Raw genomic sequence first — 9442 nt, 5'->3', positions numbered from 1 at the left:
TGCGGATTCCGATGATCCCGGTCGCCTGTTCCAATCTGATCCCGGCCATCATTCCGATTTGATCCCGGCCGGGTAGAAGCCAGATCGTTTCGCTTGATGGCATTAGGGATTGACGGTGGTCAAGCGGCGGTTTGGGTCGCAGGCCGGCGCATGGATTCACCCTCGAGTTCGAGGCGGTGTGCATTGTGAACGAGGCGGTCCAGGATGGCGTCGGCGTATGTCGGATCGTTTATGGTCTGATGCCAGCGGGCCACGGGAAGTTGGCTGGTGACGAGCGTGGAGCGCTGACCGTAGCGGTCTTCGAGGATTTCCAGGAGATGATGGCGGGCGTTGCCGTCGAGCGGCTGAAGGCCCCAATCGTCCAGGATCAGTAGCTCCACCCGGGCGAGGCTTTTCAGGCGGGCGGCGATACGGCCGTCACCTTTGGCCAGCGTGAGCTCGTCGATCAGCCGCGGCAACCTCGTGTAGAGAACCGAACGATTATCGCGGCAGGCCTTGTGGCCGATCGCACAGGCCAACCAACTTTTGCCGATGCCGGTCGGGCCGATGATGGCCAAGTTCTCGTGCCTGGATATCCAGTCACCGGCGAGCAGCGTTTCGAAGAGCCGGCGATCAAGGCTGCGGCGTGTTCGATAATCAACATCCTCAGGCACGGCGCGGTGCCGCAGTTTGGCGTGACGCAGGCGCAAAGCGAGGCGTCTGTCATTTCGGTAGGTGGCCTCGTGGTCGAGCAGCAGCGCCAGCCATTCGGCATGGCTGAGGCCATCTGCATCGTCGTTGCCTTCCATCTCGGCGAAGGCCTTGGCCATGCCGGCCAGGCCAAGCTGGCCCAGAAGGTCCAGAGTGGGATGCTTCAGCATTCTTGCTCCTTCAGTTGTAGTAGCTCGAGCCGCGGATGTTGGAGTGGATGATCGGCTCTTGCTCGGGGGATTGGGGAACAGGCACCTGATCGAGCCCCTTCTCGAGGATCGATTTGACCGACGGATAATTGCGCGCCTGGATTTCCAGCGCGCGCAGCGCCGCGGCTTCGAGCCGCTGGGCACCGAAGCGTTTCTCGAGCCCGATGATGCCCAAGCATGACCGGTAGCCCTGTTCGGGATGGGGCTTCGCCTCGATGACCTTCTCCACCAATAGGGACAACATCGGCCCGATCCGGCTTGCCTCTTCGCGGATCTTGGCCGGCGTCCATTCGCCGTAGCGCCGATGGCTGGAGGGCATGTGCTCGGGGACTGTGGTGTGCCGGCCATTCCCGCTGCCGCGCATGTGCACGGCGATACGCTCGCCTCCCAGGAAGATTTCGACCGTGCTGGCAGTGAACCGGGCTTCGACCTCCCGGCGCGCGAAGCGGTGCGGGACCGAGTAGTGATGCCGCTCGATTGCGATATGATAATCCAGCCCGACGCGGCAGCGGCGCCATTCGGCATGAACCCACGGCTCTGCCGGCAGCGGCTTGAGGTTCGGAACATCGACTTCGTCGAACAGCTGGCGGCGCGTCTTGCCGAACTGGCGCAGCACCCGCCGGTCATTGAGATCGGCAAGGCATTCGGCGATCGCTGCGTTCACCTCGGCGAGGCTGTAGAAGATCCGGTTACGTAAGCGGCCAAGCAACCAGCGTTCGACGATACCGACGCAGGCTTCGACTTTGGCTTTGTCCCGCGGCTTGCGCGGCCGGGTCGGCAGGATCGCCGTACCGTAATGCCGGGCCATGTCGGTGTAACTGCGGTTCACCTGAGGGTCGAAGTGACAGGCCTTGATCACCGCCACCTTGGCGTTGTCGGGCACCAGCAACTGAGGAACACCGCGGAAGAAGGCGAAGGCGGCATTGTTACCTGCGATCCAGTCGGGAAACTGCTCGGTCCACGTCGCCAGCGCAAACGATAGGCTCGATCCGCCCATCACGGCGACGAAGATGTGGGCGTCGCGGACTTCTCCGGTCCGCCGGTTCACCACGACCGGCACCGTATCGCCAGCGTAATCAAGGAATAGCTTCTCGCCCCCGGCATGGCTCTGCCGCATGACCAGCGGCAAGCGGCCTTCCCAGCGGCGGAACAGATCGCAGAATCTCGAGTAGCGATATCCGTCCGGATGCTCGGCACGGTACTCCTCCCAGAGCACCTGCAGCGTCACGTGTTTGCGCTTCAGCTCGCGCGCTACCACCGGCCAGTCCGGCTCCGGAAGCTTGCGTCGGCCAGGTTTGACGCCGGAGGGGCCATACAAGCGGCCCTCCAGATCTATGTCGCCGATCTCGGACGGAACCGGCCACGCCAATCCCGAGCGGTCGAAGCGCACGATCATGTCGCGCACCGTTGATCGAGCAAGGCCAGTCAGTCGGGCGATCTCGCGCATCGGGACACAAGCCTCCCGATGCATTCTCATTACTTCGCGCACATGGCGCATCTTCGGCCTCCTCGTCGGCATCTCCATCCTCCGGCTGCTGCGCCGATAAGATGGACCCAACGATCGGGCTTCTCACTCCCTCCCGGGTGGCCGGGAATTGCTCGGAATGGTGGCCGGCATCATCTCGGAATCCCGGCCGGGATCAAATCGGAATGGTGGCCGGGATGACCCCGGAATCCGCACGATGCGGCCCAATCCGGGGCAGACGGAGATCCGCGCCGTGCTGCTCAAGAATATCGACTTGCAGCTTGCGGACCGGGATCTGAAGTCCGGTGGAGTCCAGGACCTCGCATTCGATCACGTCATGATCAATGAGCGACAGCGTGGCGCGCCGGCCGCACCAGTATGAGCGCCAATATCAGTTGAGGGATGGGGCCTGTTCGCAGCCGGTCGGAGGCAACAGGGCGGCGCGGGCGCGATCGAGGGCCGTAGCGAAGTCCGCGCGGCAGACGTCTTTCGTGGCCTGGCCGAGCTTTCGCAACTCCTGGGCCGTCTGGACGCGCAAGGTCTCGTCCCCGATCCGGTCGAACTGCCGGGCGAGCCACTCGCGGGAGGCCGGCTTCGCATTGCGATGCGACCGCAATGCAAGTTCCACCGGCGGCGCCAGCAGGGCGAGCGTCGCGATGCTCTCATAGGGCGGAAGACCGAACAATTCCACAAACCTGAACCTTTGGATCGACGGCGCTGCGTTGCGCTCGACTTATTCATAGGACCAGGGAAGCGAAGTCGGTCGCGCATCGCGACGAAACGTTGATATCGATTGCGGGAGGCCGCGTAGCGAACGAAGGCAACGACAACGCGGCCTCGCATGCATCGGCACACGAGGCCCAGTCAGGGTCGCACTTTCAATCTGTCGGGTCGGCTCTCCGTAGCGGGAAGCGCTCGGTTACTCGGCGGCTACGGGACCCTGTGAAGCCTTACCCGCATCGCCGAAGCCGCGGCGGACGCTGCGCAGAACCAGCTCGCTCCATTGCGCCATGTTCTCGCCATAGGCATGCATCGATTCGCTGATGTACGAGGCGCCGACGCGCGATGCGCTGGCCGGATCGTCGGCCTTGGCCAGACCGTCGAGGCAGACGAGCAGCCGATCGCGCTGGCTTGCGACCTGGCTGGCGATCTGCGCCTGAACTTCCTGGCCGCTTTCCAGCATCTGCTCCGCCGCAGCCTTGGCATTGGCGGCGAAGTTCTCACCCATCGACCGGGCATGGTCGATACCTTGCGCGAAACCGGAAATCTCGATCATTGGTCATCCTCTTCCATCGTTCGACATTGTGTGGATCGGTCTCGATCGTCGGCGCCTGCGCTCAATCGGCGTCAAGCACGTCCCAGAGACGCTGCTGTAGCGCAAGCGACTCCGTAGGCGATAGCGGTATGCGCGCGCCCTTTTCGCTGAGCGACCAGGAGCGATGCGCCGGCGGCGCCACATACGACGAGGCACGCAGGCTCGTCCGTCTTCTTCTTGAGCCTATGCTCATGGCGTTTCAGTTCCTCCTCCCAAACGAAACGATGCCTTGCGCCGATCACAATGCGCTGTTCGCGCCTATCAGGATCGTATACTTATTTAATGACGCTTGGCTGCCTCCCTTGTCGTGGCTCTCTACAGTTGACGGTGTTTTTGTGGAAGCCGAAAACTTGGTACGCCCCCGTACGCTGACCAACTTAGCCTGAAGAGGTATGGCCGTTTGCCAAAAATGAGTATCCGTAACAATACGGCGAATTTGCAACGGCTTGCGCAATTCCGAGACGCGGGGAGCCTCGGAACCGGGTATCGGCACCGATCGTTGCACTCCTCTGATAATATGGAACAACTCCTGGCCGACCGCCATGGGAAGGGCTCTGCCGATGACAGGCGGAATGGGAAGAGGAAAAACCTGCAACAAGTTGTTGCTGGGCATGGCTCCCGAGGATCGCGCGCGGCTCGAACCGCTGTTGAGCAGCGAAAACCTTGCTTCGCGTCAATATCTGGAGCGGCGCGGCGAATGGCAGGTGAAGATCTATTTCATCGAATCGGCCGTCGTTTCCAACCTGGAAACCAGCGATATCCCGGTGCCGCTGGAGGTCGGCGTGGTCGGATGCGAGGGGATCGTGGGCGCCAGCGCCATCTGCAAGCTCCTGCCGCAGCGCGACAGCCGCGTTCAGATCGCAGGCGGTGCGCTGGCGCTGGAGCGGGAAGCCTTTCAGAAACAGTTGGACGCGAGTCCGTCGCTGCTGCATTATCTTCTGCGCTCATATCCAGACGCAGATCGTGCAACTGAGCCTGGCCGCCAGCGCCGGGGTCCGGGCGACGGTGCAGCAGCGGCTCGCGCGCAAGCTCCTGATGTACCATGACCGGATCGGCAACGACGATCTTCCGCTGACGCACGAGAACATGTCAGTCATAATGGGCGTGCGACGAGCGAGCATCACGCACGCCATTCACAACCTGGAAGCGGAATTGTGGATCAAGGCGCAGCGCGGGCGCATCCATATCCGCAACCGCAGGGGATTGGCGGAATATTGCGGGCCGTTCTACGGAGTGGCGGAAGCCCATTACGCGGAAATCATGGGGCATGAGGGATAAGGCAACTTCTTCGTTCCCTGAACATTTTGCTCCTGCCGATGCGAGGGCAGCGAAAGGGAGATCGCTTGTGCACAGTCATGCCGCCGTCGCCCTGTTCGTCCGGCGTATCCTGCTGAGAAGCGTGGTCTCGCCCGGAGAGGTACAGGCATTGAGCGGCCTGGAAGGTCGCCGTGTCCAGGCGTCGCGCGGGCAGGACCTGGTCCTGCCGGGGCATGGCGTCCACCACGCCACGCTTCTGGTATCGGGCCTTCTGGCGCGCTTCGACCAGATGGCGGATGGGCGCCGGCAGATCACCGCATTGCACATTCCCGGCGACATGGCCGACCTGCATTCCGTGCCGATGCCGCTGCCGGCCTGGGGGATTCAGGCGCTCGTTCCCTCGGTCGTGCTCCAGATCCCGCATGGGGATCTGCGCGGCCTGGCGGAAAGGAAGCCGGCCATCGCCATGGCATTCTGGCGGGATACCGTCGCCGATGCCTCGATCCTGGCGAAGTGGACCGCCAATCTCGGCCGCGCCGATGCGGTTACCCGCACCGCCCATCTGATCTGCGAGATGGGCATGCGCATGGAAGCGCATGAGCTGGACCAGAGGCATGATTTCGCCTTGCCCATCACCCAGGCGCAACTTGCCGACGCTCTGGGCCTCACCACGGTTCACGTGAACCGCACCGTGTCCACCTTGCGGCAGGAATGCGGCGTGCTCTTCGAACAGGGCCGCGTGCGCGTCGGGGACTGGACCGGCCTTGTCCGCAGGGGCAACTTCGACGACGGTTACCTCATGCTGGATGTGAAAGCCTGACAACCATCGCGCAACCGCTCGCTTCGGTGATTTGCGCGGGCTTGAGGCTCAGGTCCCTCATCGAAGGGGATATGACGCGCGCCCGGCTTGTCGGCACAGCGCACCCGGACTAGCGGCCTCTTCCCGGATGGCGGTTCGAAGACCGGTTGGCGCCCCGGCAGATGAAGGAATGCGCTGCGATGACCGACGATGAACTGATCGACCATGCCCAGCGGCTCTACGACCTCGCGGCTTCGCGGGTCGGTTCGCGGATGGACCTGATCCACTTGCGCGACCTGGTCCCCGACTTGCTCGAGCGGCTTCGCTCGCCGGGGCAAACCGAAGTGCTCGGCCAGGACGATGTGCAGGGATGATCTCGCTGAGGGCAGGCGGGCGGTTATAAGTAAGGCCGCCGGCCAGGGACTGGCAGGCGGCCTTCCGTAAAGTTGCAAAGCCCGAAAGGGGTGGGGGGAGAGCTTTGGAACGTCTGCGTCTATGCGCAGTCCCCTTAAGAACAACTTCGGCCGCGTGGAGTTCCCGCTTTTCGCAGGGCTATCGCGCTCTGGACGGCCGCGCGACAATATGGCAGCGAGCCTGCGGCTCCGACTGTCGAAGATCGTAGCGTGTTCCATACCCGGCAGCCGCCCCGCCCTAAGCCGAGCGATGCCCTTGACGATTGGCCGAACGAAAAGACATGGCAAACCAGACTGGTAGCGTAGGAGCGAGATCCCCGCTCGAACTGACCCTGCGCGGCATTCTGCTCGGCGGCGTGATCACTCTGCTGTTCACGACCGCCAACGTCTACCTCGGGCTCAAGGTCGGCCTGACCTTCGCCACCTCGATCCCCGCCGCGGTGATCTCCATGGCGATCCTGCGCGGGTTCAAGGATTCGACGATCTTCGAGAACAACATCGTGCAGACCGTGGCGAGCGCGGCGGGAACGCTGGCGGCGATCATTTTCGTGCTGCCGGGTCTGGTGATGATCGGCTGGTGGCAGGACTTCCCTTATTGGACGACGGTGGCGATCACCGGGACCGGCGGCATCCTGGGCGTGCTTTTCTCGGTGCCGCTGCGCCGCGCGCTCGTGCTCGATACGCCATTGCCCTATCCGGAAGGCCATGCCGCTGCCGAAGTGCTCAAGGTCGGCTCCGAACTGAGAGAAGGCGGTGCGGAAAGCGCCAAGGGGCTTTCCGTGCTCCTGTGGAACGCGCTGGCTTCGGCCGGCTTCGCGATCCTTACCCAGACGCGGCTGGCGGTGGCGGAAGCCTCCGTGTGGTTCCGCGCCGGATCCGGTGCCACCGGCATCTCCGGTGGGCTGTCTTTCGCATTGCTGGGTGTCGGACACCTCGTGGGCATTTCGGTGGGCATGGCGATGTTGCTCGGCCTGGTCGTGGGCTGGTGGGTGCTGCTGCCGATGCTGACGTCGCAGAACCCCTTGCCGGGAAGCGTGGAGCTATGGGCCAATACCGTGTTCGCGGACAATGTTCGCTTCTTCGGCGCAGGCGTGATCGGGGTTGCAGCGGTCTGGACGCTGCTGCGCATTGCCGGACCTGTGATCGGCGGCGTGCGCTCCGCCATGGCAGCCAGCCGCGCGCGGCAGGCGGGAGAGGCGCTTGCAGTCGAGGAGCGGGATCTGCCGATCTCGATCGTGCTGTTCGGCACTCTCGCCATGCTCGTACCTATCGCCATCCTGCTGTGGAGCGTGATAGCCGGGGGGGCGCTGGCCGGATCGGAAATGCTGCTGATCGCCGGCGCGCTGGCGTTCGTTCTGGTGATCGGCCTGCTGATCGCGGCGGTCTGCGGCTATATGGCGGGCCTGATCGGCGCTTCTAATTCCCCGGTTTCGGGCATCGGGATCCTCTCCGTCGTCGCCGCCTCGCTCATGCTCGTGGGGCTGTTCGGCCGCGATCAGCCTGGCGGAACGACCGAAGCGCTGGTCGCCTATGCCCTGATCGTCACCGGCATCGTCTTCGGCGTGGCGACGATCTCGAACGACAACCTGCAGGATCTCAAGACCGGCCAACTCATCGGCGCCACGCCGTGGAAGCAGCAGGTCGCGCTGGTGATCGGCGTCGTTTTCGGCTCGCTGGTGATCCCGCCGGTGCTGGACCTGCTGAACACCGCCTTCGGCTTCGCAGGCGCGGTCAACGCCGGACCCAACGCCTTGCCGGCACCGCAGGCCGCGCTGATCTCGACCCTTGCCAAGGGCGTACTGGGCGGCACCCTCAACTGGAAGATGATCGGCTGGGGCGCCGCTGCGGGTGCGGCCTTCATCGCGCTCGACGAGCTGCTCGGCGCGATGGGGCGCCTTCGCCTGCCGCCGCTGGGCATCGGCATCGGCATCTACCTGCCGATGAGCGTCATCCTGCCGACGGTGATCGGATCCGTGCTCGGCTTCTTCTACGACCGTTGGGCCTCCGCCCAGCGCAATCCCGAACTGGCCGAGCGCATGGGCGTGCTCACCGCGACCGGGTTGATCGTGGGCGAGAGCCTGTGGGGCGTAGGCTTTGCCGCTATCGTCGCTCGCTCCGGCAGCGATGCGCCGCTTGCCCTGGTGGGCGATGAATTCGCCGGTCCGGCCCTTGTGGGCGGCACGCTGCTGTTCTTCGTGCTGGTGCACGGACTTTACCGCCGGACGCGCAAGCTGGTCGTCAGCGACTGATCACTTGCGGCGGGCCCCTTGCTACGTTCGTCCACGTTGAGCGATGTCGAGGCGGGCCACTGCGCGCATTCCCGGCATTTTAGTCACGAGCCTGGCTACGTACATGTCCTATAAACAAAAACCGTTTTGAATATATCATCATCTTCGAAATGACTGTATTTTCGCTTGGACAAAATTAGATCCAGTGTGACTTTTTGGCATTATATTGTCGTTTATCAATGCATTGCGGCAATCTCTGTCTTCCCTCAGTGGGTTGCGTCTTCCGTTTGGGAATAATCTCCACCCGACCTGTAGCGATGAGACGAGCCTCCAAGGCGATGAGTTGATCAGAAATAGCAGGAAACTTCCAGAGCCTCACACGTTGCACGCCGGTACCAGATGGTTTTATCTGCGTTTTGGATGAAGCGAGAGCGTGGCGCTGGCGAACATTTAAGTTATGGGGGCAAAATATGCAGTAGCGGCCCTAGAGGATGTGCCGCTTTAAAGCATAGTCGATGTTAGTTGTTCCGACTAATTTGGTCTTCCCGGACTTATTCTTCTCAGCACCCACCTCTGCAACGAACGACGGCACCGCCAGGGGTGCTCTGAGGCTGGGAGTAACGAGATGGACAAGCGGGTCGAGATAATAGATCGCGCCACAAAGGCCACTTCAACTTCGGTCGCCGGAACCGGCGATGCTCGGATCGTGGTTCCTCTCAACGCGAATGTTCGGATTTCGGCGCCGCTCGACGCGGTGTCGTCGATGATTCGCGAAGGGGACGATCTCATCCTCAAGTTCGCGGATGGCTCGACCTTGCGGCTGGAGGGTTACTTCGGCTGCTCCCCCGAAGACCTCGGCGAAATCACATTGAGCGATCCCGGCAGCGGCGCGCAGTGGCTCGTCAACCTCGGCGATGCGTCCTGCGTGGCCTCGGGAGACGTCTCCACCGAGCCGGTCAGCTACGAACTTTCGGCGGTGGACGGCACTGCCGGCGCGGCTGCCTCGAGCGCGGCTGCTGCGGGGGGCGGCATCGGCAACGGCCTGCTCATCGGCCTCGGCGCGCTG

11 protein-coding genes are annotated in these 9442 nt (G+C 63.2%); 7 read left to right on the top strand and 4 right to left on the bottom strand.

The annotated features are described in order from the left end of the window. Positions 1 to 119: 119 nt before the first annotated feature. Together istB and istA are read right to left on the bottom strand one after the other, a co-directional pair. On the bottom strand, positions 120 to 860 hold the full coding sequence (gene istB, locus L284_RS41835; protein WP_021235376.1) for an IS21-like element helper ATPase IstB: 741 nt from the start codon (positions 858 to 860) through the stop codon (positions 120 to 122). A gap of 10 nt (positions 861 to 870) precedes the next feature. Continuing rightward, positions 871 to 2397 carry an IS21 family transposase gene (gene istA / locus L284_RS41830; RefSeq protein ID WP_081674106.1) on the bottom strand — a complete coding sequence of 509 codons (1527 nt, stop codon included), beginning with the start codon at positions 2395 to 2397 and terminating at the stop codon, positions 871 to 873. A 106-nt stretch (positions 2398 to 2503) separates the two neighbouring features. Between istA and L284_RS41825 the strand changes: the two genes are divergently transcribed. Beyond that, complete coding sequence (locus L284_RS41825) at positions 2504 to 2746, top strand: hypothetical protein (RefSeq protein WP_021235374.1); 243 nt, start codon at positions 2504 to 2506, stop codon at positions 2744 to 2746. 9 nt (positions 2747 to 2755) lie between these two features. On the opposite strand, the gene L284_RS41820 is transcribed toward L284_RS41825, so the two are convergent. Both L284_RS41820 and L284_RS41815 read right to left on the bottom strand, forming a co-directional pair. Further along, positions 2756 to 3055 carry a hypothetical protein gene (locus L284_RS41820; RefSeq protein ID WP_152524734.1) on the bottom strand — a complete coding sequence of 100 codons (300 nt, stop codon included), beginning with the start codon at positions 3053 to 3055 and terminating at the stop codon, positions 2756 to 2758. A 228-nt stretch (positions 3056 to 3283) separates the two neighbouring features. Then, the gene (locus L284_RS41815) at positions 3284 to 3640 is read right to left on the bottom strand and encodes a hypothetical protein (RefSeq protein ID WP_021235372.1); all 357 of its coding nucleotides are present in this window, start codon (positions 3638 to 3640) and stop codon (positions 3284 to 3286) included. A gap of 599 nt (positions 3641 to 4239) precedes the next feature. Here L284_RS41815 and L284_RS47000 point away from each other — a divergent pair. The 6 genes from L284_RS47000 to L284_RS41790 form a co-directional block, all read left to right on the top strand. Next, complete coding sequence (locus L284_RS47000; protein ID WP_152524733.1) at positions 4240 to 4725, top strand: cyclic nucleotide-binding domain-containing protein; 486 nt, start codon at positions 4240 to 4242, stop codon at positions 4723 to 4725. Next, a complete protein-coding gene (locus L284_RS0124700; RefSeq protein WP_160172147.1) occupies positions 4685 to 4957 on the top strand; it encodes a helix-turn-helix domain-containing protein in 273 nt (90 codons plus the stop codon). The genes L284_RS47000 and L284_RS0124700 overlap by 41 nt, the downstream gene beginning before the upstream one ends. Positions 4958 to 5024: 67 nt before the next feature. Further along, positions 5025 to 5756 (top strand): Crp/Fnr family transcriptional regulator, encoded by a 732-nt coding sequence (locus L284_RS41805; RefSeq protein ID WP_021235369.1) that lies wholly within the window; start codon positions 5025 to 5027, stop codon positions 5754 to 5756. 179 nt (positions 5757 to 5935) lie between these two features. Further along, positions 5936 to 6109 (top strand): hypothetical protein, encoded by a 174-nt coding sequence (locus tag L284_RS48290; RefSeq protein ID WP_160172146.1) that lies wholly within the window; start codon positions 5936 to 5938, stop codon positions 6107 to 6109. Positions 6110 to 6429: 320 nt separating this feature from the next. Then, on the top strand, positions 6430 to 8397 hold the full coding sequence (locus tag L284_RS41795) for an OPT family oligopeptide transporter (RefSeq protein ID WP_021235367.1): 1968 nt from the start codon (positions 6430 to 6432) through the stop codon (positions 8395 to 8397). Between the two features lie 604 nt (positions 8398 to 9001). Then, the coding region (locus L284_RS41790; RefSeq protein ID WP_040714011.1) for a BapA prefix-like domain-containing protein at positions 9002 to 9442 on the top strand (441 nt) is incomplete at its 3' end.

The sequence above is a fragment of the Novosphingobium lindaniclasticum LE124 genome, from assembly GCF_000445125.1.
Taxonomy (GTDB): domain Bacteria; phylum Pseudomonadota; class Alphaproteobacteria; order Sphingomonadales; family Sphingomonadaceae; genus Novosphingobium; species Novosphingobium lindaniclasticum.
The sequence above is the reverse complement of the archived record's forward strand: the minus strand, read 5'-3'. Positions and strand labels throughout refer to the sequence as shown.

Coding starts and splice junctions, on each gene's coding strand:
- istB (WP_021235376.1), bottom strand. CDS start 860: ATGCTGAAGCATCCCACTCTGGACCTTCTGGGCCAGCTTGGCCTGGCC.
- istA (WP_081674106.1), bottom strand. CDS start 2,397: ATGCGCCATGTGCGCGAAGTAATGAGAATGCATCGGGAGGCTTGTGTC.
- L284_RS41825 (WP_021235374.1), top strand. CDS start 2,504: ATGGTGGCCGGCATCATCTCGGAATCCCGGCCGGGATCAAATCGGAAT.
- L284_RS41815 (WP_021235372.1), bottom strand. CDS start 3,640: ATGATCGAGATTTCCGGTTTCGCGCAAGGTATCGACCATGCCCGGTCG.
- L284_RS47000 (WP_152524733.1), top strand. CDS start 4,240: ATGACAGGCGGAATGGGAAGAGGAAAAACCTGCAACAAGTTGTTGCTG.
- L284_RS48290 (WP_160172146.1), top strand. CDS start 5,936: ATGACCGACGATGAACTGATCGACCATGCCCAGCGGCTCTACGACCTC.
- L284_RS41795 (WP_021235367.1), top strand. CDS start 6,430: ATGGCAAACCAGACTGGTAGCGTAGGAGCGAGATCCCCGCTCGAACTG.